Raw genomic sequence first — 23,489 nt, 5'->3', positions numbered from 1 at the left:
GGAGTCACCGAGGAGGTGACTCGATGACCGACGGGGTCACGATTTGTGAGTGCTTCGCCAGGGACGGGCTGCAGCACGAGCCCGCGTTCGTCCCCACCGCGACCAAGGTCGCCTTGCTGGAAGGTTTCGTGCGCGCGGGGTTCACCCGCGTCGAAGCGACGAGCTACAGCCACCCGGGGCGCGTCCCGACGTTCGCCGACGCGAGCGACGTCCTCGCCTCCGTCGGCCACCGGCCGGGCGTGGCGTTCAAGGCGACGTGCCCCAACCCCCGCGCCGTGACGCGCGCGCTGGACGACCTCGATCGCGGCGCCGGGGCTCAAGAACTGAGCCTGCTGGTCTCGGCCAGCGAGAGCCACACCGAACGGAATCTGCGCACCACCCGCGCCGCCCAGTGGGAACGGGTCGCGGAGATGATCAGCTTGGCGGACAAGCGTTTCCGCCTGATCGGCGTGGTCTCCGTCGCGTTCGGCTGCCCGTTCGAAGGCGCTGTCGACCCGGGCCGGGTCGCCGAGGACGTCGCACGGTTCGCCGACCTCGGGGCTGACGCGGTCACCCTGGGCGATACCACCGGGGTGGCGACGCCGAAGACGGTGACTTCCCTGTTCCAGCGGCTCGGCCGGGACCATCCCAGGCTGCCGTTGATCGCGCATTTCCACAACTCGCGGGGCGCGGGCATCGCCAACGCGGTGGCCGCGCTGGACGCGGGCTGCCGCCACTTCGACAGCGCGATGGGCGGGGTCGGCGGCCACCCGGCGTCGATCGGCTACGGCGCCGGGCTGACCGGGAACGTCTGCACCGAAGACCTCGTCGACCTCTTCCACGCGATGGGTGTCCGAACAGGACTGGACCTCGACGCGCTCGCCGAATCGTCCGCCGCCTGCGAGAAAGCACTCGGCCGCCCGCTGCACAGTATGGTCGCGCGAGCCGGTTTCGCCCGCACACAAGGAGAAAGCCGACGATGACCGGAACCCTGCTCACCGAGGACCGCGACCGGGTCCGGATCCTCACCCTCGACCGGCCCGCCAAGCTCAACGCGCTCGACACCGCCCTCACCCGGGCTCTGCGGGACGCGCTCGACGCCGCCGACCTCGATCCCGGTGTCCGCGCTGTGGTGCTGACCGGCAACGGCCGCGGATTCTGTGCGGGCGCGGACCTTTCCGAGTTCTCCGCCCTCACTCCGGAGCAGCCCGACGCGGTGCTGGAGCGAGCGGCGCTGACCGCCGGGCTCCAGACCCGGATGCAGCGGATGGGCACCCCGGTCGTCGCCGCGGTCCGCGGTGCGGCGGTCGGCGGCGGCGCGGGCCTCGCGATCGGCGCCGACATGGTCGTCGCGGGCACCGACCTGCGCTTCGGCTACCCGGAACTGCGTCACTCCCTCGTCCCGGCGCTGGTGATGACCGGCCTGGTGCGGCACCTGGGCCGCAAGCTCGCCTTCGAGCTGATCAGCACCGGCAGGCTGCTCACCGCGGCCGAAGCGTTCGAACACGGCCTGGTCAACCGGGTCGTCGAGGCCGAGGACGTCCTCCCAGCCGCGCTGGAGATCGCGACCGGATGGGCGGCGGTCGAGCCACGGGCCCTGAGCGCCGCCAAAGACCTGTTCTACCGGGTCGCCGACCTGCCGACCGACGCCGCCGTGCGCGCCGGCCAGGACGTGAACGCCCTGATGCGGGGGTTCCGCGAATGACGCCGCCGCTCGAAGGCATCACCGTGCTCGACTTCTCCCGGGTGCTGGCCGCCCCGATGGCCACGCAGATCCTCGGCGAACTGGGCGCGACGGTGATCAAGGTCGAACGGCCGGGTTCCGGCGACGAGACCCGCGGCTTCGAACCCCGGCTCCCGGCCGGGGAAAGCGCCTACTTCTTCGCCGTCAACCGGGGAAAACGCTCGGTGACCCTCGATCTGAAGGACCCGCGCGGCCGTGACGCCGCCCGCCGCCTCGCCGCCCGGGCCGACGTCGTCGTGGAGAACTTCCTGCCCGGCACCATGGACCGGCTCGGCCTCGGCTACGAGGAACTGGCCGAGGGCAACCCCGGCCTGGTGTACGTGTCCGCCACCGGGTTCGGGCAGACCGGGCCCGACAGCTCCCGCAAGGGTTACGACACCGTTTTCCAGGCCCTGTCCGGGATCATGGCGATGACCGGCGAACCGGACGGCCCGCCGGTCAAGACCGGGGTCCCGGTGGCGGACCTGACCTCGGGGCTCTGGGTGGTCATCGCCGCGCTGACCGGGCTGGCGGGCCGGAGCGCCACCGGACACGGCCGCCACCTGGACGTGTCCATGATGGACGTCCAGCTCAGCCTGCACGCGCTGAACGCCGCCCGGCTGTTCGCCCTCGACGAGGATCCGGCGCGGACCGGCAGTCAGCACCCCGGCCGCGTCCCGTCGGCGGCCTTCGAGGCCTCGGACGGCCGCTGGGTCCACATCAGCTGCAGCGACCAGCACTGGGCGCCGCTGTGCCGGGTACTGGGCCTCGACGAACTCGGGTCTGACAGCGCGCTCCGGCACAACGCCGGACGGGTCACCCACCGGGAGCGGGTGATGAGCGCGCTGCGCACGGCGGTCGCCGGCCGGGCGAGCGGCGGACTCGTCGAGGACCTGCGCGCGGCCGACGTGCCGGTGGGCGAAGTACGCGGCGTCCGCGACGCGCTGGACGACCCGCACGCCCGGGCACGCGGCGTCGTCGGCACCTTCTCCCATCCCGCGGAAGGCACCTTCCCCGCGATCCGCACCCCGCTGCGGGAGACCGGCGCGGAACCACATGACCTGGCGAGCCCGCCGTTGCTGGGCGCCGACACCGAGACCGTGCTGGCGGAGTCGGGCCTCGGCCCGGCCGAGATCGCCGCCCTGCGCAGCGAAGGAGTGATCTGAGTGGACGAGCGGATCCGGCTCGACGTCGCCGCCGGGATCGCCAGGGTGCAACTGGCCCGCCCGGGCGCCCGCAACGCCGTGGACCTGCCGCTGTGCCTTCAGCTGCGTGACGCGTTCGACGAGATCGACGCCGACGATTCGGTCCGCGTCGTCCTGCTCTCCGGTCAGGGTCCGGTCTTCTGCGCCGGAGCCGACCTCAAGGAACGCGCCGGCAAGGACGCGTCGTGGGTACGCCGTCGTCGCGCGGCCTCGTTCGCCGCCTACGCCGCGATCGCGGCCTGCCGCCGTCCGGTGGTCGCGCTGGTGCACGGAGCCGTCGTCGGCTCGGGAGGCGAGATCACCCTCGCCGCCGATTTCGCGATCGCCGCCGAGGGCACCACGTTCCGGTTCCCCGAGCCGCACTGGGGCACGATCGGCGCCACCCAACGGCTGCCGAGGGCGATCGGGCCGCGCCGCGCCAAGGAGCTGCTGTTCACCAATCGCGCCGTCGACGCGGAGGAGGCCCGCGATCTCGGGCTGGTCGTCCGCGTCGTCCCCCCTGCGGAACTGACCGGCGTCGGGTACGAAACAGCGCAGAACATCGCGAAGGCACCGCCCGGGGCCATCGCGCTGACCAAACGCGCGGTGGATCTCGGCACCGAAACCGACCTCGACCGCGGCATCCGCATCGAAATGGCCGCGATCGAGCAGAATCTGGGTACCGGCGACTGGCGTGACGGCGTCGACCGCTTCCGGGCCGCCGCGACGTCCGAGGAGAAAGAGTGATGGACCTGCGCATCGTCTGCCCGCTCACCGCGCACGAGGCGCTGGAGCGTGCCGCGCTGACCGCGCCGGACGTCGAGGCCGTCGTCACCGCCGAAGCCCGCGTCACCTACGGCGAACTCGCCGGGAACGTCGCGCGGATCAGGGCCGCGCTCGCGGCACACGGCATCGGGCGGGGCGACCGCGTCGGTGTCTGCCTCGGCAACGGCCCCGACTGGGTCGCGCTGTTCGTCGCGATCGGCTCGCTCGGCGCCGTCACCGTGCCCGTCAACACCCGGTGCACCGCGGGCGAGGTCCAGTACATGCTGGGCAAGGCGAAGGTTTCGACGCTCTTCGTCGCGGACCGCGTGCTGCGCGTCGACTTCATCGCGATGCTGCGCGAACTGGGCCTCGACGCCGACGGACGCTGCGCCACGTTGCCCGGCCTGACCTCCGTGGTGGTGCTGGGCACCGACGTGCCGGACGGGGTGACGCCCTGGACCGCGTTCCTCGCCGCCGCCGGCGACGATGTCCCGGCCACCGCGGAACCGGACGACGTCCTGCTCGTGCAGTACACCTCGGGTACGACGGCCCGCCCGAAAGGTGTCCTGCTCACGCATCGGAACATGTGCGCGAACGCGTACTTTTCCGGCGCCCGGCTCGGGTTCCGCCCCGCCGACCGCTTCCTCAGCGCCCGTCCCTTCTTCCACGTCGCCGGAAGCACGCTGTCGGTGCTCGCGAGCCTTCAGCACGCCACCACGTTGGTCGCCATGGCCAAATTCGAGGCGGGAGAGGCCTTGCGCCTCCTGGAAGAAGAGCGCTGCACCCATTTTTCGGGCAACGACACCATCGCGATGATGTTGCTCAACCATCCCGATCGCGCGACGCGGGAACTCCACCTGCGCGGTGCCTGGGTCGCGGCGTCGCCGACGGTGATCCGGCGGGTGATCGACGAACTCGGCGCCCGCGAATGCGTCGCGGGCTACGGCCTTTCGGAGGCGTCGCCGAACGTCGCGCAGTCGTGCTGGTGGGAGCCCGAGGAGCTCCGGGCCTCCGGCGCGATGGCCGTCGAACCCGGGGTGGAGGTCCGTATCCGCGCGCTCGACGACGATCACGACTGCGCGCCGGGCACCCCGGGCGCGATCCTCGTCCGCGGCTGGAACGTCATGCGCGGCTACCTCGACGACCCCGGGCAGACCGCCGCCGCGATCGACGCCGACGGCTGGCTGTCCACCGGGGACATCGGCCTGCTCGACCGGTCCGGCAGGCTTCATTTCATCGGGCGCACCAAGGACATCATCCGCGTCGGCGGGGAGAACGTCGCGCCCGCCGACGTCGAGGACATCCTGCACAGCCACGCCGCTGTCCGGCAGGCCGCCGTGGTCGGGGTGCCGCACGAGCGGCTGATCGAGGTCCCGTTCGCGTTCGTCGTGCTCCGCGAAGCCGACGCGGTCACCGAAGACGAGCTCCTGCGCTGGGCGAAGGCGAACATGGCGGGTTTCAAGGTGCCCCATCATCTCCGGATCGTCGACGGCTTCGAAGGCATCGGCATGACGGCGAGTTCGAAGGTGCGGAAGAACCAGCTCGCGGAGCACGCCCGCACCCTGCTCGGGCTCACCCGATGAGGCGGATCCCGACCCCGGTCACCGCTCTGCTGGACATCGACCTGCCGATCGTGCAGGCGGGGATGTCGTGGGCCTCGTCGTGCTCGGCCCTGCCGCTCGCGGTGAGCAACGCCGGCGGGCTCGGGGTCGTCGCCGCCGGGCCGATGCGGGTGCCGGATCTGGCCCGCACCCTCGACGAAATGGCCGACGGCACCGAGTCCCCCTGGGCGGTGAACCTGCCGCTGTACCGGGCGGGCGCCGACGAGGTGATCGACCTGCTGATCGAGCGCCGTCCACCGGTCCTGATCGCGTCCCAGGGCGGCCCGCGGCGCTACCTCGCCCGCTTCCACGACGTCGGAACGACCTGCCTGCACGTGATCGCCGGAACCGAACACGCGAAGAAGGCCGTCGACGCCGGTGTCGACGGACTCGTCGTGGTCGGCGCCGAGGCAGGCGGACATCCGCCGCCCGGCCTCGTCACGACGCTGATCCTCACCCGTGCCGTCGCCACCGCCGTGCCGGACACCCCGATCGTCGCGTCCGGCGGCCTCGCCGACGGAGCGGGCCTCGCCGCGATGCTCGCGCTCGGCGCGGGCGCCGCCCAATTCGGCACCCGGTTCCTCGCCAGCGCCGAAGCCACCGTCCATCCGGACTACAAGGCCGCCGTGGTCGCCGCCGACATCGACTCGACCCGCACTGTCGGCCGGGACCTCGGCCTGATCCGCGCCCTGGCCAACGACTTCACCGACCGGATGACCGAACTCGAGAACTCCGCGGCCGACCTCGAACAGCGACGCGGCGCGTTCACGGCCTCCTCCCTGCGGGACGCGGCGCTCGACGGCGACCTGAAGAACGGCAAGGTCGAAGCGGGCCAGTCGGCCGGGCTGGTGACCGACGTCCTGCCCGCCGCCGACATCGTGCGGCGGATCGTCAAGGAGTACTACGCGGCCGTCGCCCGGATGCGCCCCTGACGCATTTCGTCCCCTAAATGCGGGACGGGCGGGCGGCGTGAGTGGGGAGGATGGCGGTTGATCAAGGTCGAAGACTCGTGCGGCCTGGCGACGGTGGAGGATTTGGGACAGTGAGTGCCCCAAATCCTCCACCGTCGCTGTCCCGTGCTCGCCAGGAGGTACGTGAAGGTCGAGTTTCCTCGGCTGAGCCGCGTGAAGGGGGCCTTCACGCGCAGGGGCTGCGACTACTGGTGCGCGTGGGGCGAACGTGACGATCTCGAAGTCCCGTGAAGGCCTCCTTACCTACCCTGAAGGTAGTGAAGGAGGCCTTCACGGGACTTGCCGAGCCAGCCGACACTAGCGCGACATTACATCTGTAATGTAGCCTCCTGACGCAAGGAGGTTCCGGATGAGCACGTCCGAGACACAGGACGACGCTTCGGGGACGAAGCGGGCGCTCCAGCGCGCGGCGGTCGAAGTCGTGGCACGAGAAGGACTTCGCGGCCTCACCTATCGCGCGGCCGCCAGGGCGGCGGGCTGCACCACGGGAGCGGTACAGCACCACTTCTCGTCGATCGACGATCTTCTTCAGTCCTCTTTGGACTGGGTGCTCGAAGAGAGCGCGGAGAACGGTTTGATCGGCGCCCGCACCGGCGTGTTCGCCGACGGCGAGGAGATCCAGAAGCGCTACCGGGACAGCGAGCAGATCCAGATCTTCCAGTACCAGCTGGTCGTGGAATCGGCCCGGCGCCCGGAGTTGCGCCCGGCCCTCCGGCGGCTCTACCGCGGATATCTCGACGCGGTCGGCAAAGAACTGGGCGCGGACGACGGGTTCGCGCAGCTCGTTTTCTACGCCCTCGACGGGATGTTCCTGCATCAGGTCGCGGATCCGGACGTCGACCCCGGTCCGGCACTCGAAGCACTGCACGCCATAACGGCGAAGGTTCACTAGAACGAAATGGCAGTACCGCTGCCCGGTGACACGCACCCCGCGTGACACCGGGCAGCGGTACTGCCATTTTCCGTTGCAGGACAACAATTCCGCACTGTCCTTTTGAGATTATCGAAACCGGTTTAGGTGTTGACTTCATCAACACTCGGGGGTCAGACTCGGCGCATCCCGAAGCGAAAGGCTCATCCGATGCCCGACACCGCTGCCGCGACCTTGCTGATCGACGGTCGCCGGCATTCCGCCCCGACGACGTTCGACGTCCTGGATCCCGCGAGCCTCGACGTTCTCGGCCAGGCGGCCGACGCGGGACCCACCCATGCGCTCGCCGCCCTCGACGCCGCGGCCGCCGCCTTCCGCGGCTGGGCGGACACCGACCCGGAAACCCGTGGTGGTCACCTTCGCGCCGCGGCGGCGGAAATCCGGGCGCGCCTGGGTGAGCTCGCGTCGTTGCTGAGCCGGGAGAACGGCAAGCCGCTCGCGGAGGCTGCCGGCGAACTGGCCGGTGGTGCCCGGATGCTGGAGTGGGCCGCGGAAGAGGGCAGGCGTGCCTACGGCCGCGTCACCCCCGCCTCCGCAGCGGGCCCTGGTCTGGTGCTGCGCTCCCCGGTCGGGCCGGTCCTCGCGATCACGCCGTGGAACTTCCCGGCGAGCATGCTGCTGCGCAAGGTCGGGCTCGCCCTGGCCGCCGGCTGCCCGGTCATCGCCAAACCGGCCGAGCAGACCCCGCTCATCGCCACCGCGCTGCTCGACATCCTGCAGGCGACCGGCCTCCCCGCAGGCGTCCTGCAATCCTTGACGACGTCCAGGCCCGCGGAGCTCGTCGGGGCGTTGCTGGCCGATCGCAGGCTGCGCAAGGTCAGCTTCACCGGGTCGACCGAGGTCGGCCTCGGCCTGTTGCGCCAGACCGGCGACACGCTTCGCCGCACCTCGCTCGAGATGGGCGGCCACTCCCCCGCGATCGTGTTCGCCGACGCCGACCTCGAAGCGGCCGCCGCCGGTGTGGTCACCGCGAAGTTCTTCAACGCGGGCCAAAGCTGCACGGCCGTGAACCGGCTTTACGTCCACGAGAGCGTGCGGGACGACCTGCTCGCGCTGATCGAGAAGAAGACGGCCACGCTGCGACTCGGACGCGGAGACGCCGAAGGCACCAAAGTCGGTCCGCTGATCGACGAAGCCGGGCTCGCGAAGGTCGAGAACCAGGTCGCCGACGCGGTGACCAAGGGCGCCGGGGTCCTGGTCGGCGGGAGTCGCTGGGAGTCCGGCGACCCGGCGCTGCGCGGTCACTTCTTCCAGCCCACGGTTCTGACCGGCGTCACCGCGGACATGGTCATCAGCCACGAGGAGACGTTCGGCCCGGTGCTGGCCGTCGCCACGTTCACCGGCGACGACGAGGCGATCGACCTGGCCAACACCACGGACTACGGGCTGGCCGCCTACCTGTTCGGCAGCGACCTGCGCCGCCTCTGGCGGGCGCTCGACCGGCTGGACTTCGGCGTGATCGGCGTCAACGACCCGGCGCCGGTCCGCCCGGAACTGCCTTTCGGCGGCCAGAAGAACTCCGGCCAGGAACGCGAAGGCGGCGCCGAAGGAATCGAGGCCTACACCGAGACGAAGGCCGTGGCGCTGCGGTTCTGAGCGCGCGCCCGAGCAGAGAAAGGACTTTCATGACCAGCACCTCCGAACTCGCCGCCCTCGACCGGCGCACCCTCGTGCATCCGCACACCACGATCGGCGCCCCGGCCGAACCGCTCATCCTCGACCGCGGTGAAGGCGCGCTGCTGTGGGACACCGAAGGCCGCCAGTACATCGACGGCACGTGCGGTCTGTGGCAGTGCCCTGTCGGTCACGGCCGGACCGAACTCGCCGACGTCGCCGCCGAGCAGATCCGCCGTCTGGAGTTCTACTCGTCCTTCGGTGACTACTCGAACGCTCCGTCGATCCGCCTCGCCGAACGGCTGCTGTCGCTCGCCCCCGCCGGGCTGGAACGCGTGTTCTTCACCAACGGCGGTTCGGAGGGCAACGAGACCGCGATCAAGCTCGCCCGCCTCGCCTTCCACCACGCCGGTTCCCCGGAGCGGACGGTGGTACTGGCCCGGACCGGCGGCTACCACGGAATGGGTGGCGCTTCGCTCGCCGCGACCGGGATCGAGGGCCTGCGCGCCGGGTTCGGCCCGCTTCTGCCGGACGTGGAATGGCTGGGCAAGCCCCACGCCATCGAACACGGCCCGGACGCGGCCGACGTGCTCGTGGCGGAACTGGAAGAACGGATCGCCGAGATCGGCGCGCACCGCATCGCCGCGTTCATCGGCGAACCGGTGCTGGGCGTCGGCGGGATGGTGCCGCCGCCGGACGGGTACTGGCCGCGAGTGCAGGAAGTGTTGCGCCGCAACGGGATCCTGCTGATCGTCGACGAGATCGTGACCGCCTTCGGCCGGACGGGGCACTGGTTCGGCAGTCGGCACTACGGTATCGAGCCGGACATGATCGTCACCGCGAAGGGCATCACCAGCGGCTACGTCCCGATGGGCGCGGTGCTGATCGGCCGCCGGGTCCTCGAACTCGCCGACGGGGCCACGTTCCTGCACGGTTTCACCTACAACGGCCACCCCGTCGGTGCCGCCGTCGCGCTGGCGAACATCGACATCATCGAGCGGGAGAACCTGCTGATGCGCGCCCGTGTTCTCGGCGCCCGCCTGCGTGAACGGCTCGACCCGCTCACCGAACTCCCCCACGTGCGCGAGGTCCGCGGGGTCGGCCTGATGCTCGGCATCGAGTTCACCGACGTGCCGACGGCGTCGGTGCAGTCCGGCTGCCGCGCGGACGGCGTCGTGGTCCGCGCCTCCGGCACCAGCATCGTGCTGTCCCCGCCGCTGGTCATCACCGAGGAGCAGCTCGACACCCTGGCCGACGTGCTGTGCCGCCACGTCGCGGCCGCCGCGAGCTGAGCGGAGAAACCCCATGAGACGCCGGATACCGACGCTGTTGTCCGCCGCGCTGACCGTCCCCCTCTTCGTCACCGGATGCGCCGTTTCCGAAGGCGGCCCGGATTCGCTCGTGTTCGTCTCCTACGGCCAGGGTGCCTACCAGGCGGGGCAACGTTCGGCGTGGCTCGACCCGTACGAGAAGCAGACCGGGACCGCGATCACGATCGACGGCCCGTCGAGCAACGCCAAGCTGAAGGCGATGGTCGAGGCGGGCAAGGTCACCTGGGACGTCGTGGACACCGACGCTTCCGCGGCCGCCGCGGTCTGCGGCAGCCTGCTGGAGCCCATCGACATGGGTCCTCTGGCGGCCGGTTTCCCGAAAGGATCGCTGACCGACTGCGGTGTGCCGGACGCCTTCTTCGGCATGATGCTGATGTACGACACCAAGGCCTACGGCGACCGTCCACCGGCCAAGATGGCCGATTTCTTCGATCTCAAAGCGTTTCCAGGACGGCGGATCATCTACGGCGGCGACCCGAGTGTGGGGACGATCGAGGCCGCCCTGCTGGCCGACGGGGTCCCACGGGACAAGCTGTACCCGCTCGACGTCCGCCGCGCGCTGTCGATGTACGACCGCATCCGGCCGGAACTCACCATCACCAGCACCTACGGCGACCAGCAGCAGCGCATGGCCGGTGGGCAGGCGGACATGGCGCTCATCGTCAGCGCCCGCGCGTTCTCACTGCTGAAAGCGGGCGCGACGAACTGGAAGGTGGTGCCCGGGATCCCCGTCCCGGTGACCTGGGACGTACTCGTCGTTCCCAAAGGGACACCACGCTCGGACGAAGCCAAACGGCTGATCCGGTTCGCCTCGGAACCGGCGCAGGCGGCGGCCTTCGCGGCCAGTGCCGGCGTCGGGCCCGCGAACACCGCCGCGCCTCCCCCGGCCACCCCGATCGGACGAGAACTCGACATCTGGGGAGACGGCAAGGAAAACCTGCGCGTGCTCAGCGACGTGCGCTGGTGGGCCGCGAACCGGACCGCGCTCGTCAAGGCCTGGTCGGATTGGAGGACCGGATGACCACCGTGCGAACCGCGCGACGAACCGGCTCCGCGACCTGGCTGCTGCTCCCCGCGGCGGCGGTGGTGCTCGTGTTCTTCTTCTACCCGCTCGCCGCGATCCTGTGGCGCAGCTTCACCGAGCCCGGTTTCGGCGTCGGCAACTACCTGGCCGTCCTCGGCGACGAGGTGCAGATCCGGGTGGTGCTCCGGACCTTGCGGACCGCGCTGATCATCACCGTCGCCACGCTGATCGTCGCGTACCCGTACGCCTACGCGATGACCCTGGTCGGGCGCCGGGGCCGCACGGTGCTGACGCTGCTGGTCCTGATGCCGTTCTGGACCAGCGTGATGGCCCGCAACTTCGCCTGGTACGTCCTCGAACAGCGGGGTGGCGTGATCGAGAAGGCGCTCGCCGCGATCGGCGTCGACGGGGTGGTGCTCCTCGGCTCGGTGGCCGGGGTGACCGTCGCGATGGTGCAGGTGATGCTGCCGTTCATGGTGCTGCCGCTGCACAGTTCGATGTCCGGGATCGACCGGAGCCTGCTCCACGCGGCGGGCAGCCTCGGCGCGCCCCGTCCGGTCGCCTTCCTGCGGGTGTATCTGCCCTTGTCGATGCCCGGGGTCCTGGCTGGAGTGTCGGTCGTGTTCATCATGTCGCTGGGCTTCTACATCACCCCGGCGCTGCTCGGCACGCCGCAGCAGGCGCTGGCCGCGCAGGTGATCGGCACCCAGGTCAACGACCTGCTGGACTTCGCCGGGGCCGGTGCGCTCGGGGCGATCCTGCTGGTCGTCACGCTCGTGGTGCTGGCCGTGCTGAGCCGGGTGGCCGCGCCGCTGGGCACCAGTGCGGCGGGAGGTGCCGACCGTGGCTAACGATCCGTCCATCACCAGGGCCGCGCTCCGGCAGCGGACGCTCGGCTGGGGCCTGCGCGTGTGGGTCGCCCTCGTCGGGTTCGTGCTCGTCGCCCCCACCCTCGTGGTGATCCCGATGAGCTTCGGCGCGGGCTCGACCTTCCAGTTCCCGCCGGACGACTGGTCGTGGCGCTGGTACGGCGAGTTCTTCGGCAGTAAGCAGTGGCTCGGCGCGCTGGCCAACTCGGTCCAGGTCGGCCTGCTGGCGGCGGTGCTCGCGACGGTCGTCGGGGTGGCGGCCGCGTTCGGCCTCGACCGCGCGCGGTTCCGCGGCCGGGGTGTCGTGCGGCAGCTGCTGATGGCGCCGATGATCCTGCCGGGGATCGTCGTCGCGGTCGCCGTCTACGGGGTCTTCCTGCGGTGGCAGCTCAACGGGACGATGCTCGGTTTCGTGCTGGCGCACGCCGTGCTGGGCGTGCCGTTCGTGCTGACCTCCGTGCAGACCAGCCTCGCCGGGTACGACCCTGTCGTGGAGAAGGCCGCGGCGAGTCTCGGCGCCTCGAAACTCACGACGCTGCGCAAGGTCGTGCTGCCGAGTATCGCTCCAGGCGTGACGTCGGGTTTCGTGTTCGCCTTCGCGACCTCCTTCGACGAGGTCGTGGTCGCCCTCTTCCTGCAGACACCCGCCATCAAGACCTTGCCGGTGAAGATGTACGAGTCGATCGTCCTCGAGATCGACCCCACCATCGCCGCGGCGTCGAGCCTGATCGTCGTGTTCACCACGATCCTGCTGTTCGTGCCCTTGTTCCTGCGCCGACGGAGCCACCATGACTGACGACCACCGCGGCATCACCACCGCGCACGTGACCAAGGCGTACGCCGGCGTCGACCGTCCCGCCGTGGACGACGTCTCCCTGCACATCGCCGACGGCGAGTTCATGACGTTCCTGGGGCCTTCCGGCTCGGGCAAGACGACGATGCTGTCGATGATCGCCGGGTTCACCCCGCTCACCGCGGGCTCGATCACCCTGGACGGACAGGAGATCTCCCGGCTCAAACCGCATCGGCGCGACCTCGGGGTGGTGTTCCAGCAGTACGCCCTGTTCCCGCACATGTCGGTCGCCCGCAACGTCGCTTTCGGGCTCACCCAGCGCAAACGGCCGAAGGGGGAGATCGACCGCCGTGTCACCGAGGTACTGGAGCTGGTCGGCTTGTCCGCGGTACGGGATCGGTTGCCCCGTCAGCTTTCCGGCGGCCAGCAGCAGCGGGTCGCGCTGGCCCGCGCCGTGGTCTACCAGCCGCGGGCGCTGCTGATGGACGAGCCGCTGGGCGCGCTGGACAAGAAGCTGCGCGACCAGCTGCAGCGCGAGATCGCCCGGATGCACCGCGAGCTGGGGATGACGTTCCTGTTCGTCACTCACGACCAGCAGGAGGCGCTCACCCTGTCCGACCGGATCGCGGTGTTCAACGAAGGACGGATCGAACAGGTCGGCACGCCGTCGGACCTTTACGAGCGCCCGGAAACGTTGTTCGTCGCGCAGTTCGTCGGGGAATCCAACGCCTTGTCCCTCGCACCGGGCGAAGTCACGATCGTGCGGCCAGAACGGCTGACGCTCTACACCCGTGCCGATCCGGTGCCGTCCGGGCACCAGCGGGCCGGTGCCGTGGTCACCGACATCGTCTACGTCGGCGATCACAGCCGGATCTGGCTGCGGTACGCCGACGGCGCGCGCGGTTGCGCGGTGCTGACCGCGGGAACGGCGCACGAACACCGTCCCGGCGACGACGTGATCGCGGCCTGGCATCCGGAGCATCAAGCAGTGGTCCCGGCCGCGGAAAGGACAACGGTATGACTTCCGACCTGCTTCTGCGCGGTGGTCTCGTTCGCACCTTCGACACCGAACTCGGAAACGCCACGGCGGTGCTCGTCTCCGGCGGGCGTGTGGTCGCTGTCGGGGACGACGACACGGTCTCCGCCGCGGCCGCCCCCGGCACGCCGTCGATCGACCTACGGGGACAGACCGTCCTGCCGGGAATCAACGACGCGCATCTGCATCTGGCCTGGTACGCCTTGTCCGGACCGGAGTTCTGCGTGAACCTGACGGCCGCGGCCGACCTCGCCGAGGTCCGGCGGGCGTTGGACGCCGCGCCGCCGGGTGAATGGATCGTCGGCCGCGGCTGGCGTGAGACCACCATCGCGGAGTTCGCCGACGGCAGTGCCGCGCCGTCGCGGGCGTGGCTCGACGAGGTGACCGGGGCGCGGCCCACGGTGCTGCACCACGCCTCGTCCCATTCGATCTGGGTCAACAGCGCCGCGCTGGAACGGGCGGGGATCACCGCGAGGACACCGGATCCGACGGCGGGCGAGATCCTCCGGGACGCCGCCGGGGAGCCGACCGGGATCCTCGTGGAGAGCGCGCAGGAACTCGTGGCCGCGCTGGTGCCGCAGCCGAGCCGGGACGAGCGGCTGGACGCGACCGCGCGCACGATGGCCCGGCTCAACCGGCTGGGCGTCACCAGCGTCACCGACCCGATCGTCCCGCCCGGGTTGTGGCAGGACTACCGGGATCTGCACGCGGCGGGCCGGCTGACGACGCGGGTGACCGCGCTGCTGCACTGGAACTGGCCGTCTCCCACGACTTCGGCGGCCGACCTGGCCCGGGCGCTGGACAGCACGGACCTGGGTGCCGGGGACGATCTGCTGCGCATCGGCGGGATCAAGCTGTTCGCCGACGGCGTCCCGACGCATTGCACGGCCTGGATGCACCGGCCGTATCCCGGCGGCGGGCACGGAAGTCTCGTCACGGCCGGGTCCGGCGATCCGGAGCAGGTGCGTGAGCTGCACGAACTGATCGCCGTGGCCCAGCGGCGCCGGGTCCGCGTGCAGGTCCACGTGACCGGCGATCGCGCGGCCGACGCCGTGGTCGACGCCATCGAGGCGGCCGCGGCCGCCGACCCGTGGCCGGACGCGCGGCACGTGCTCATCCACGGCACCTTCCTGTCGCCGGAGGTGCACGAACGCCTGGCCCGCACCGGGACCGGAGTGATCACCAGCTCCCTCATGCGGACGTTCAGCGGTCCGTCGATGGTCCGGATCGTGGGTGAGGATCGCTGGAGTGAGGCGTTCCCCGCGCGGACACTGCTCGACCACGGAGTGGTGGTCGCGGACAGCTCGGACGCTCCGGTGACCGAACCGGACTGGCGACGCGGAGTCGCCACCTTCACCGGCGAGCCGGGACCCAACCCGTTTTCCCTGCTTTCACCGGAGAAACGGCTCGACCGGGAAGAAGCGCTGCGACTGTGGACGACCGGCCCGGCTTGGCTGGAGCATGCCGAGAGCCGCAAGGGGACGCTGGCGCCCGGCAGGCTGGCCGACCTGGCCGTCTTCGACCGGGATCCGGTCACCGCGAGCGGACGGGACTTGCTTGAAGCGCGGTCGGTTCTGACCGTCCTCGGTGGACACGTGGTGTCCGAAGTGGACGCTGACCAGGCGTTCACCTAGAAGAGATCACTCGCCGCACGGGAGTCCGTGAAGGCCTCCTTGCCTACCCCGCAGGCGAGGGATGCGGTGAGTATGCCCGCGTCGTGGCAAAGCGGGCCCAGACACCCGCGCGACCGCCTCATCACTCACGACAACCTTTTCACGCAGGAAGGAGACTGCCCATGCCGAAATCGCAGTAGTGGTCGAGAAGGATCCGGCTGCCGTCGATGAACTCGATCTCGCACAGAGCAAGAAAAGGCCCATGGGCTTCGGTCACCATGCCGAATTGGCCATCGTTCCCGCGCCTGCCTTCGAAAACCTTGTCACCCCAAGACCGGCCGAGATAGAACGAGGCTGACTTCACTTCGTACGCTGACACTTTATGTGGGGTCACACGGATGGCTACAGAGTATTTTTGCCCCGGTTGCTTGGCAGGGCCAAGAATATGTGTCAGGAAATGAGAACGCTGCCCCGCCTTCCGCGACGACTGGTAGGAACGGAGAACCGAGGGATCGACCTCGCCTATCGGACCAGTGAGCCGGGTGACGGAGACAGGTACAGAGGGCGAACCCTTGCCCAGCCCCTCCCGCACCTCGACCTCGATGGGCACGGTTTCCTCATCTTCCTGCTCCACAGGTTCCTCGGCCGGCTTGTCGCCCTCGTCTTCGGCGGGTGGCGCCTGTGTCAGACCGGCGGTTTTCTCCTCATAGCCGAGTTCAGCCCCGGCGAACTTCAACCGGGTGAATCGGACTCCCAAGAGCGCGACAAGACCAGCGACCGCTCCGGCGCCGGCGAGGACGCCTGCGAAGGAGGCGAGATCGCTGTCCACCGTCACGACACATCCTGAGGCGACACTCGAACACTGATCGAGGGCGACCTGCTTTTGAGGCGGCGAGATGGTGATGAAGAGCGCGACTCCGAGCAGAATGAGCCCGGCGACCGCGGCGACAACCCGTTCGACCTTGCCGAGTGGTACGAATCCGGGACTCCCGGTGACAGCGGACATGGCGTCGATGCCTCCCCTCGTCCGATCTCAGGGTGACCGCGATGTCAGGGAGCCGATAGGGCCTTTCGACTTTTTCCCGCGACCACTCACGACCGCGCCGCCGGGCCAGCACGCTTCGGGAGCGTGCGGCGCGTTGAACGCCAGGACGTACGGCAGCACGACGGCATGGGTCTGCGCGTGCGGCAGGTTGTACATCCCGCCGAGGACGTGGCGGATCTTGTGGTGCAGCCCCGCACCGGCCGAGGCGAAGGCCGCCGCCGACAGGTAAGCACCGTAGGGGCCTACGAGGCGTCGTAGACGACCGCTACGGGGAGGACCGCTGATCGCGGCCCGTGGTCTTCGCCCCGTCATCGGTCAAGCCCCGGACATCGGTCGTCCCGGAACCGGGATACGTGGTCGGGACGGCGACGATCGGAAGCCCGGTCGTCAAGGCGATCGCTTTGGCCTGCCCCGTGGTCGAGCCGCCTCCGACCGACACGATCGCGTCGATCGCCGCCGCGGCCGCCGAGCGGGCCCGCTCTCGGCCACGTCGACGGGGACGTGCATGAGAACTTCGCCGTGGCGCAGTGGCACCGGAAGACCGGCCGTCACCTCGTCGGCGAGTTTCCGCTCGGCTTCGGCGGCGATCACCATCACCACCGTCGACGACGCTCACGTTACGGCATCCGGTTCGGAGCCGCGGTCAGCGAGGCGAGTGCCGAATGTCTCGCCGTACCGCGGCTTCGTCGCCGTCCGATCGCCCCGCGGGTGCCGAGTCAGTCCCGGAGTGCGGCCGCGTCCCGCCCGGGTTCGACGGGGACGGGCTCGACCGGAACCCCGGCCACGGGCTTGCCGCGACGCCTCCGGAACTCGAATCCGACGAGGATCAGCGTGAGCGTCACCGCGCTGAGCCAGAACTGCGAACGGGTCGACGGCAGCAGCGCCATCGCCAGGATCACCCCGGCCATCAGCGCGATGGTCGCGTAGCTCAGCCACGGGAACAGCCACATCTTGAACGTGAGCTTGCCCGGGTCCTCCCGTTCCAGCCTGCGGCGGAGCCGCACCTGCGCGAGCGCGATCGAGAGGTACACGAACAGCGCGACGGCACCGTAGGAGTTGACCAGGAACTGGAAGATCAAGTTCGGCGAGGTGTAGGCGGCGATGACGGACACATAGCCGATGACGGTCCCGGCCAGGATCGCGCGCCTCGGCACACCACTGCGGGAAAGCCGGGTGAACGCCTTCGGCGCGTCGCCGTTGCCGGTGAGCGCGAACAGCATCCGCGACGACGTGTACAGCGCCGAGTTCAGGCAGGAGAGCACCGCGGTCAGGACGATCGCGTTCATGATCGTCGCCACGGCCGGGATGCCGAGCACCTCCAGCACGGCCGCGTACGGGCTGACCGCGGTCGCCGGATCGTCCCAGGACTTGATCGCCACGACGAGGAACACCGAACCGACGTAGAACAGCACCACCCGGAGGATGATCGACCGCATGGCCTTCGCGACCGCCTTCTTCGGCTCCGCGGACTCGGCGGCGGCGATGGTGACGATCTCCGCGCCGGTGTAGAAGCCGATGCACGGGACCACCGCCGCGAGCACCGCGCCGATGCCGAGTGGCGCGAATCCGCCGTGGGAGACCAGATTCGTCACGCCGCCGTGGGCACCCGGCCAGAAACCGAACAGGTACAGGGCGCCGACGGCCAGGAAGACGACGATCGCGACGACCTTGATCGAGGAGAACCAGTACTCGAACTCACCATAGGAACGGGCCGAGACCATGTTCGTGCCGGTGAGGAGCAGGAGCAGCCCGAGGCTGAGCACCCACAGTGGCACGTCCGGCACCCACAGCTGCAGGATCCGGCCGCCCGCGACGGCTTCGACAGCCACGACGATGACGAAGAAGTACCAGTACATCCAGCCGACGGCGAAGCCCGCGCGGTTGCCGAGCGCTTCCCTCGCGTAGACGTAGAACGAGCCGAGCGCGGGTTTGGCGATCGTCATCTCGGCGAGCATGCGCATGATGAGCACGGTGATCAGGCCGGCGATGAGGAACGAGACCACCGCGGCGGGCCCCGCCGACTGGATGACCACGCCGCTGCCGACGAACAGTCCGGCTCCGATGACGCCGCCGAGGGCGATCAAGTTCATATGTCGCTGCTTGAGCCCTGGTTTCAGGCCGCTGCTCTGTGCCGGGTCGGACGCTGAAGTCACGTCTCCTCCTTCTCGCACGCACCGCCGGGAGCGATGGCGCTGGGAGCTCCATTGTGGTTCCGGTCACCGTAGGAACAAGTCGGGCCCGGGGCGAGTGCCAGTTACGATGTGGGACAGGGGTCCAGATCCCTGCGTACCGCCAGGGCGAGCAATTCCGCCGCCGGGCCGGCGAGGCGCCGCCCTTCCGGCCACACCGCGCGCAGCGCCCGTCCGAAGTCGACTCCCTCCACCGCGACCGGGACGAGTTCGCGGTCCGTGACGTCCAGCGCGCTGATCACCGCGGGGCCCGCTCCCGCGACGACGGCGTTGCGGACGGCGGACGCGGAACCCAGTTCCAGCAACGGTTTCACCGGTCCTGCTCCGGCATCGCGCAAGGCGGCGTCGACGGTCTCCCTGGTCCCGGAACCGGGTTCCCGCACGATCAGCGGTGTGCTCGCCAGCTCCGCCGGGGTCAGCGGACGACGTCGGCGCGCCCAGGGATGGGCACCGGAGACGACCACCACGAGATGGTCCACGGCGACCTTCAGCGACGTGAGACCGGCCGGTGCGCCGGGCGACTCGACGAAACCGAGGTCGACCTTGCCCGCACGGGCCAGTCCGGCGACCTGATCCGAGTTCGCGACCTCGAGGCCCAGACGGAGGCCGGGGTTCGCGCGGTTGAGCTCGCCGATCCACCCCGGGACCAGGTGCTCGGCCAGCGTCATGCTCGCCGCGACCCGCAGTCCGGCTTCGTGCCGGGTCCGCAGGGCCTGGGCGCCGTCGAGCAGTCCGTCGAGTTCGGCGAGCACGCGCCGCGCCCGGCCCACGATCACGCGGCCGTCCGGGGTGAGCGCGGAACCGCGGCGGGTCCGGTCGAACAGCACCAGGCCGAGCCTTCGTTCCAGAGTGGACAGTCGTTTGCTCGCCGACGGCTGCGCCATCCCGAGGATGGCGGCGGCCTGCCCGATGCTGCCCAGCTCGCCGACGAGCACGAGCAGGCGCAAGGCGTCCAGCTCCGGTGCGGCCATAGCCAAAGTGCATGACCTACCCGTCGCTCTCCCGGCTACCGGCGTGTTCCGCACCGGACGACGCTCGTCGTCATGGGCACCCTCACCGCGCGGCGGGCGAAGCCGCACCTGACCGGCCTGGCCGTCACCGCCCTCGGGGTGGCCGTCGCGTACCTGCTGAGCACCGCGCTTCCGGTGCTCAGCGCGCTCACCCTCGCCGTCGTGCTCGGGGTGCTCGCCGGTTCGCTGCCGGTGCTCTCGGACAGCACCCGGCAAGCGATCGCGAAGGTGACGAAGAAGCTCCTGCGTGCCGGGGTCGTCCTTCTCGGCTTGCAACTCGCGCTCCCGTCCGTGCTCTCCCTCGGCCCCGGCACACTGCTCGCGGTGGTGCTGACCGTCGGTCTCACGTTCCTCGGCACGATCGGGCTCGGCAGGCTGATCGGCGTTCCGCGTGGGCTCGCGATGCTGGTCGCGACCGGGTTCTCCATCTGCGGCGCGTCGGCGATCGCGGCGATGGAGGGAGTCGTCGAACGGGAGGACTCCGACGTCGCCACCGCCGTCGCCCTGGTCACCTTCTACGGCGGCCTGGCGATCGCCGCGGTCCCACTCCTCGGCGGCTGGCTGGGGATGGACGCGCTGCGGATCGGTGGCTGGGCAGGGCTGGGTGTGCACGAGGTCGCCCAGGTGGTCGCGGCCGCCACCCCGGCCGGGACAGCCGCCGTCGCGGTCGCCGTGGTGGTGAAGCTGAGCCGTGTCGTCCTGCTGGCGCCGATGGTCGCCGCGGTCAGCGTGCGCGAACGCCGTCGCCGCCCGTCCGCAGGAGGGAAGCGCGCCCCGCTGGTCCCGCTGTTCGTCCTCGGTTTCCTGGCGATGGTGGCGGTGCGGAGCACCGGGATCCTTCCGGGCGTGGCGCTCGACGTCGCCAAGGTGGTCTGCACGCTCCTGCTGGCGGGAGCGCTGTTCGGGCTGGGCTGCGCGGTCCGGATCGGCTCGCTGATCCGGACCGGCGGCCGGGCGCTGCTGCTCGGCCTGCTGTCCACGGTGCTGGTCGGCACCGTCGCCTACACCGCGCTGGCCCTGCTCGGCTAGCTTCACGGACCGTCCAGGGCTTGAGCGGCGGTCAGGAGGGCGAGCGTCTCGATGTCGGAGGCCGAGCAGCCGCGGGAGAGGTCGTTCAGCGGGGCCGCGAGCCCCTGGAGGATCGGGCCGAGCGCGACGGCGCCCCCTAGCCGTTCGGCGATCTTGTAGCCGATGTTGCCGGCGTCCAGATTCGGGAACACGAGGACGTTCGCGCGGCCGGCGACAGCGGAACCGGGAGCCTTCGCCGCCGCGATGGACGCCACCAGCGCGGCGTCGAACTGGAGCTCGCCGTCCACCGGCAGGCCGGGATTCCTCCCGCGCACCAGCGAAGTCGCCTCACGGACGACCTCGACGCGCTGATGGTCGGCGCTGCCCTGCGTGCTGAAGGACAGCATCGCCACCACGGGGCTCTCCCCCGTCAGGCCTCGATGCGTCGCCGCGGCGGCGAGGGCGATGTCCGCCAGCTGCGCGGCGCCCGGCTCGGGAACCACCGCGCAGTCCGAAAAGGTCAGCCGCCGCCCGTCCGGGAGCAGCAGCAGGAAGCAACTGCTCAAAGTGGACACTCCCGGTGCCAGGCCGACGACCCGCAACCCCGCACGCAGGACGTCCGCGGTCGGCCGGGTCGCCCCGGCGACGCACGCGTCCACCCTGCCCGCCCGCAAAGCTGCCGCCGCGACGAACACCGGATCGCGCCGGGCATCGGCGAGCTTTCCCTGATGGCGGGCGAATCCCGCCATCAGGGCGGCCGCGGTCCGGTCGTCGGCGAGGGCGTCCGCGAGGTCCACGATCACGTCGTCCGGAGCTCCGGCGGCGCGAAGCTGCGCCTTATCGCCGAATAGCAACGGCCGCACGACCCCCTCGGCCCGGAGCGCGAGGGCGGCCCGGACGGCACGATCGTCGTCGCCGTCCGGCAGGGCGACGCGGAGATCCCGCCCGCGCAACGCCTTCCGCCATCTGTCGAGCGTCACGTCCGGCGTGGCCTCGGTGGTCAGGCTCATCGAAAGTACCTCCACAGACGAAGCGGGGGCCGCCGGAAGACGGCGACCCCCACCGGGTGAAAAGGGCTGGTTCAGGGCTGGATGGCCTTCTCGACGTCGTTGAGCATCGCGTCGACGCCGTGGAGCAGTTCGGTGAGCACCTCGCGATCGGCGACCAGCGGCGGGGAGATCATCAGCATCGTCGCGCCGCGGTCGTCGCCGCGGAGGATGACGCCCGTGCGGCGGAACGCCTCCGGGAGCACCTCGCGAAGCACCTTCACCGACTCCGCGTCGGTCAGCTCCCGGCCACTGTCGCGGTCGGCCATCAGCTCGATGGCGTAGAAGAACCCGGTACCGCGGACGTCCTTCACACAGCGGTGCGCGGACTTGAGCGAGTTCAGCGCGGTGAACAGTTCCGGGCCCTCGGCGAGCACGTTGTCGAGCACCTTCTCGTCCCGCATCGCGGTGAGGTTCGCGACGGCGACCGCGGTGGCGACCGGATGCCCGCCCCAGGTGGCACCGTGGGTGAAGACGCCGCCCTTCGGCGAGTCGTACAGCTCGGTGACCAGCTTCTCGCGCACGATCACCCCGCCGAGCGGCGCGTACCCCGACGTCGACCCCTTGGCGAAGGTGACCAGGTCCGGCACCACCCCGGTGACGCCGTGCCCGAACCAGTGCCCCAGCCTGCCGAACGAGCAGATGACCTCGTCCGACACGAGCAGGATGCCGTACTTGTCGCACAGCGCGCGCAAAGCGGGCCAGTATCCCTTCGGCGGGACCAGCGCGCCGCGGCCGTTCTGCACCGGCTCGGCGAACAGCGCCGCGATGGTCTCCGGTCCTTCTTCGAGGATGACCCTCTCGATCGCCGCGACACAGTCCAATTCGGCCGCCGGACCGCAGTCTCCCAGCAGCCCCAAGGTGTTCGGCACGTGCCGGACGCCGGGCATGAGCGGGCCGAAGGGTTCCTTGATCTTCGCCAGCCCGGTCACCGAGAGGGCGCCGATGGTCGTGCCGTGGTAGGCCATGTCGCGGCTGATGATCTTCGTCCGCTCGGGCCGCCCTTGGCTGCGGTGATACTGACGGGCGAACTTCAGCGCGGTTTCGACCGCCTCCGAACCGGAGTTGACGAAGAACGTCGTCCCGAGGTCGCCCGGCGCGAGTTCGGCCAGCAACGTGGCCGCTTCGATCGCGGGGGTGTGCGCCGAACCCCAGTTGCTCGCGTAGGCCAGGGTGCCGACCTGGTCGGCGGCGGCCTTGGCGATGTCGGCGCGCCCGTGGCCCATGTTGACGCAGAAGAGCCCGGCGAGACCGTCGAGATGGCGGCGTCCCTCGGTGTCGATCAGGTAGCTGCCCTCGCCGCGTACGAACACCGGGAAATCCGAGGCCCAGGTGTCCTTGCGGGTGAAGTGCGGGCCGAGATGCCGTCGAGCCTGCGCTCGCAGCTGGGTGACGTCCACGGAGACCTCCTTCGAGACACGAGTCTGTGCTTTGACTTTCGCAATCCGCCCGGCCCGGGCCCAGCGCCAGAGCGGCGGCGTTCGATGGGTCCAGTTCGCCGTGCTCGAAGGCGGAACTCGCGTGATCAGACGGCGATCTCGCGTGATCAGACGGCGCACACCGAGATCGCCGTTCAATCACGCGAGTTCCCCCTTCAATCACGCGAGTTCGCCGTCTGATCACGCGTGAAGGCCCCCTTCCTCTACTGAGCCGAGGGGGTGGATTTCAGGGGTCGTTGCAACACGGGTGATCATTTGGTGTTGGTGAGGAGTGTAGTGAGGCGCTCGGCTGGGGTGTCCCAGTCGAGCGTTTTGCGT

The 23,489-nt window shown here is 70.2% G+C and carries 22 protein-coding genes; 15 read left to right on the top strand and 7 right to left on the bottom strand.

Annotation, left to right across the window (positions count from 1 at the left end; translation table 11 throughout):
- The first annotated feature begins 23 nt into the window (after positions 1–23).
- The 14 genes from ACFOSH_RS03500 (at position 24) to ACFOSH_RS03435 (ending at position 15,455) form a co-directional block, all read left to right on the top strand.
- A complete protein-coding gene (locus tag ACFOSH_RS03500) occupies positions 24–962 on the top strand; it encodes a hydroxymethylglutaryl-CoA lyase (RefSeq protein ID WP_378237161.1) in 939 nt (312 codons plus the stop codon).
- Complete coding sequence (locus ACFOSH_RS03495; protein ID WP_378237160.1) at positions 959–1,684, top strand: enoyl-CoA hydratase/isomerase family protein; 726 nt, start codon at positions 959–961, stop codon at positions 1,682–1,684. Before ACFOSH_RS03500 ends, ACFOSH_RS03495 begins: the two co-directional genes overlap by 4 nt.
- Complete coding sequence (locus ACFOSH_RS03490) at positions 1,681–2,868, top strand: CaiB/BaiF CoA transferase family protein (RefSeq protein WP_378237159.1); 1,188 nt, start codon at positions 1,681–1,683, stop codon at positions 2,866–2,868. Before ACFOSH_RS03495 ends, ACFOSH_RS03490 begins: the two co-directional genes overlap by 4 nt.
- Complete coding sequence (locus tag ACFOSH_RS03485) at positions 2,869–3,633, top strand: enoyl-CoA hydratase/isomerase family protein (protein WP_378237158.1); 765 nt, start codon at positions 2,869–2,871, stop codon at positions 3,631–3,633.
- The gene (locus ACFOSH_RS03480; protein WP_378237157.1) at positions 3,633–5,234 is read left to right on the top strand and encodes an AMP-binding protein; all 1,602 of its coding nucleotides are present in this window, start codon (positions 3,633–3,635) and stop codon (positions 5,232–5,234) included. The genes ACFOSH_RS03485 and ACFOSH_RS03480 overlap by 1 nt, the downstream gene beginning before the upstream one ends.
- Positions 5,231–6,184, top strand: coding sequence for an NAD(P)H-dependent flavin oxidoreductase (locus tag ACFOSH_RS03475; protein WP_378237156.1), 954 nt, complete (start codon positions 5,231–5,233; stop codon positions 6,182–6,184). The genes ACFOSH_RS03480 and ACFOSH_RS03475 overlap by 4 nt, the downstream gene beginning before the upstream one ends.
- Before the next feature lie 388 nt (positions 6,185–6,572).
- A complete protein-coding gene (locus tag ACFOSH_RS03470) occupies positions 6,573–7,115 on the top strand; it encodes a TetR/AcrR family transcriptional regulator (protein WP_378237155.1) in 543 nt (180 codons plus the stop codon).
- A gap of 189 nt (positions 7,116–7,304) precedes the next feature.
- On the top strand, positions 7,305–8,750 hold the full coding sequence (locus ACFOSH_RS03465; protein WP_378237154.1) for an aldehyde dehydrogenase family protein: 1,446 nt from the start codon (positions 7,305–7,307) through the stop codon (positions 8,748–8,750).
- 29 nt (positions 8,751–8,779) lie between these two features.
- On the top strand, positions 8,780–10,060 hold the full coding sequence (locus ACFOSH_RS03460; RefSeq protein WP_378237153.1) for an aminotransferase family protein: 1,281 nt from the start codon (positions 8,780–8,782) through the stop codon (positions 10,058–10,060).
- A gap of 13 nt (positions 10,061–10,073) precedes the next feature.
- Entirely contained in the window at positions 10,074–11,120 is a 1,047-nt protein-coding gene (locus ACFOSH_RS03455; protein ID WP_378237152.1) for an extracellular solute-binding protein, read from the top strand.
- Entirely contained in the window at positions 11,117–11,974 is an 858-nt protein-coding gene (locus ACFOSH_RS03450) for an ABC transporter permease (RefSeq protein ID WP_378237151.1), read from the top strand. The genes ACFOSH_RS03455 and ACFOSH_RS03450 overlap by 4 nt, the downstream gene beginning before the upstream one ends.
- Positions 11,967–12,788 (top strand): ABC transporter permease, encoded by an 822-nt coding sequence (locus ACFOSH_RS03445; protein WP_378237150.1) that lies wholly within the window; start codon positions 11,967–11,969, stop codon positions 12,786–12,788. Before ACFOSH_RS03450 ends, ACFOSH_RS03445 begins: the two co-directional genes overlap by 8 nt.
- Positions 12,781–13,806, top strand: coding sequence for an ABC transporter ATP-binding protein (locus ACFOSH_RS03440; RefSeq protein WP_378237149.1), 1,026 nt, complete (start codon positions 12,781–12,783; stop codon positions 13,804–13,806). Before ACFOSH_RS03445 ends, ACFOSH_RS03440 begins: the two co-directional genes overlap by 8 nt.
- Complete coding sequence (locus ACFOSH_RS03435) at positions 13,803–15,455, top strand: amidohydrolase (protein ID WP_378237148.1); 1,653 nt, start codon at positions 13,803–13,805, stop codon at positions 15,453–15,455. The genes ACFOSH_RS03440 and ACFOSH_RS03435 overlap by 4 nt, the downstream gene beginning before the upstream one ends.
- 139 nt (positions 15,456–15,594) lie before the next feature.
- Here ACFOSH_RS03435 and ACFOSH_RS03430 read toward each other — a convergent pair whose 3' ends face one another.
- From ACFOSH_RS03430 to ACFOSH_RS03410, 5 genes are all read right to left on the bottom strand, one after another.
- The gene (locus ACFOSH_RS03430) at positions 15,595–16,440 is read right to left on the bottom strand and encodes a pYEATS domain-containing protein (RefSeq protein WP_378237147.1); all 846 of its coding nucleotides are present in this window, start codon (positions 16,438–16,440) and stop codon (positions 15,595–15,597) included.
- Positions 16,441–16,467: 27 nt separating this feature from the next.
- On the bottom strand, positions 16,468–16,791 hold the full coding sequence (locus ACFOSH_RS03425; protein ID WP_378237146.1) for an iron-containing alcohol dehydrogenase: 324 nt from the start codon (positions 16,789–16,791) through the stop codon (positions 16,468–16,470).
- Positions 16,745–16,918, bottom strand: coding sequence for an iron-containing alcohol dehydrogenase (locus ACFOSH_RS03420; protein ID WP_378237145.1), 174 nt, complete (start codon positions 16,916–16,918; stop codon positions 16,745–16,747). The genes ACFOSH_RS03425 and ACFOSH_RS03420 overlap by 47 nt, the downstream gene beginning before the upstream one ends.
- Positions 16,919–17,195: 277 nt before the next feature.
- Positions 17,196–18,569: an amino acid permease gene (locus ACFOSH_RS03415; RefSeq protein ID WP_378237270.1), complete on the bottom strand. Its 1,374-nt coding sequence runs from the start codon at positions 18,567–18,569 to the stop codon at positions 17,196–17,198.
- A 164-nt stretch (positions 18,570–18,733) separates the two neighbouring features.
- Positions 18,734–19,639: a LysR family transcriptional regulator gene (locus tag ACFOSH_RS03410; RefSeq protein ID WP_378237144.1), complete on the bottom strand. Its 906-nt coding sequence runs from the start codon at positions 19,637–19,639 to the stop codon at positions 18,734–18,736.
- 72 nt (positions 19,640–19,711) lie between these two features.
- Between ACFOSH_RS03410 and ACFOSH_RS03405 the strand changes: the two genes are divergently transcribed.
- Positions 19,712–20,707, top strand: a complete 996-nt coding sequence (locus ACFOSH_RS03405) for a YeiH family protein (protein ID WP_378237143.1) — start codon at positions 19,712–19,714, stop codon at positions 20,705–20,707.
- Between the two features lie 2 nt (positions 20,708–20,709).
- Here ACFOSH_RS03405 and ACFOSH_RS03400 read toward each other — a convergent pair whose 3' ends face one another.
- Complete coding sequence (locus ACFOSH_RS03400) at positions 20,710–21,696, bottom strand: phosphotransacetylase (protein WP_378237142.1); 987 nt, start codon at positions 21,694–21,696, stop codon at positions 20,710–20,712.
- A 71-nt stretch (positions 21,697–21,767) separates the two neighbouring features.
- Positions 21,768–23,132 (bottom strand): aspartate aminotransferase family protein, encoded by a 1,365-nt coding sequence (locus ACFOSH_RS03395; RefSeq protein WP_378237141.1) that lies wholly within the window; start codon positions 23,130–23,132, stop codon positions 21,768–21,770.
- Between the last annotated feature and the right edge of the window lie 357 nt (positions 23,133–23,489).

The organism is Amycolatopsis speibonae (assembly GCF_042647925.1).
GTDB lineage: Bacteria > Actinomycetota > Actinomycetes > Mycobacteriales > Pseudonocardiaceae > Amycolatopsis > Amycolatopsis speibonae.
This window is presented reverse-complemented; position numbering and strand designations above follow the sequence as displayed.

What these genes read in the sequence shown, in the direction of transcription:
- ACFOSH_RS03480 (WP_378237157.1), top strand. Translation starts at nt 3,633, where the DNA reads ATGGACCTGCGCATCGTCTGCCCGCTCACCGCGCACGAGGCGCTGGAG.
- ACFOSH_RS03405 (WP_378237143.1), top strand. Translation starts at nt 19,712, where the DNA reads ATGGGCACCCTCACCGCGCGGCGGGCGAAGCCGCACCTGACCGGCCTG.
- ACFOSH_RS03450 (WP_378237151.1), top strand. Translation starts at nt 11,117, where the DNA reads ATGACCACCGTGCGAACCGCGCGACGAACCGGCTCCGCGACCTGGCTG.
- ACFOSH_RS03465 (WP_378237154.1), top strand. Translation starts at nt 7,305, where the DNA reads ATGCCCGACACCGCTGCCGCGACCTTGCTGATCGACGGTCGCCGGCAT.
- ACFOSH_RS03425 (WP_378237146.1), bottom strand. Translation starts at nt 16,791, where the DNA reads ATGACGGGGCGAAGACCACGGGCCGCGATCAGCGGTCCTCCCCGTAGC.
- ACFOSH_RS03490 (WP_378237159.1), top strand. Translation starts at nt 1,681, where the DNA reads ATGACGCCGCCGCTCGAAGGCATCACCGTGCTCGACTTCTCCCGGGTG.
- ACFOSH_RS03430 (WP_378237147.1), bottom strand. Translation starts at nt 16,440, where the DNA reads ATGTCCGCTGTCACCGGGAGTCCCGGATTCGTACCACTCGGCAAGGTC.
- ACFOSH_RS03495 (WP_378237160.1), top strand. Translation starts at nt 959, where the DNA reads ATGACCGGAACCCTGCTCACCGAGGACCGCGACCGGGTCCGGATCCTC.
- ACFOSH_RS03440 (WP_378237149.1), top strand. Translation starts at nt 12,781, where the DNA reads ATGACTGACGACCACCGCGGCATCACCACCGCGCACGTGACCAAGGCG.
- ACFOSH_RS03500 (WP_378237161.1), top strand. Translation starts at nt 24, where the DNA reads ATGACCGACGGGGTCACGATTTGTGAGTGCTTCGCCAGGGACGGGCTG.
- ACFOSH_RS03475 (WP_378237156.1), top strand. Translation starts at nt 5,231, where the DNA reads ATGAGGCGGATCCCGACCCCGGTCACCGCTCTGCTGGACATCGACCTG.
- ACFOSH_RS03455 (WP_378237152.1), top strand. Translation starts at nt 10,074, where the DNA reads ATGAGACGCCGGATACCGACGCTGTTGTCCGCCGCGCTGACCGTCCCC.
- ACFOSH_RS03435 (WP_378237148.1), top strand. Translation starts at nt 13,803, where the DNA reads ATGACTTCCGACCTGCTTCTGCGCGGTGGTCTCGTTCGCACCTTCGAC.
- ACFOSH_RS03410 (WP_378237144.1), bottom strand. Translation starts at nt 19,639, where the DNA reads ATGGCCGCACCGGAGCTGGACGCCTTGCGCCTGCTCGTGCTCGTCGGC.
- ACFOSH_RS03415 (WP_378237270.1), bottom strand. Translation starts at nt 18,569, where the DNA reads ATGAACTTGATCGCCCTCGGCGGCGTCATCGGAGCCGGACTGTTCGTC.
- ACFOSH_RS03400 (WP_378237142.1), bottom strand. Translation starts at nt 21,696, where the DNA reads ATGAGCCTGACCACCGAGGCCACGCCGGACGTGACGCTCGACAGATGG.
- ACFOSH_RS03470 (WP_378237155.1), top strand. Translation starts at nt 6,573, where the DNA reads ATGAGCACGTCCGAGACACAGGACGACGCTTCGGGGACGAAGCGGGCG.
- ACFOSH_RS03460 (WP_378237153.1), top strand. Translation starts at nt 8,780, where the DNA reads ATGACCAGCACCTCCGAACTCGCCGCCCTCGACCGGCGCACCCTCGTG.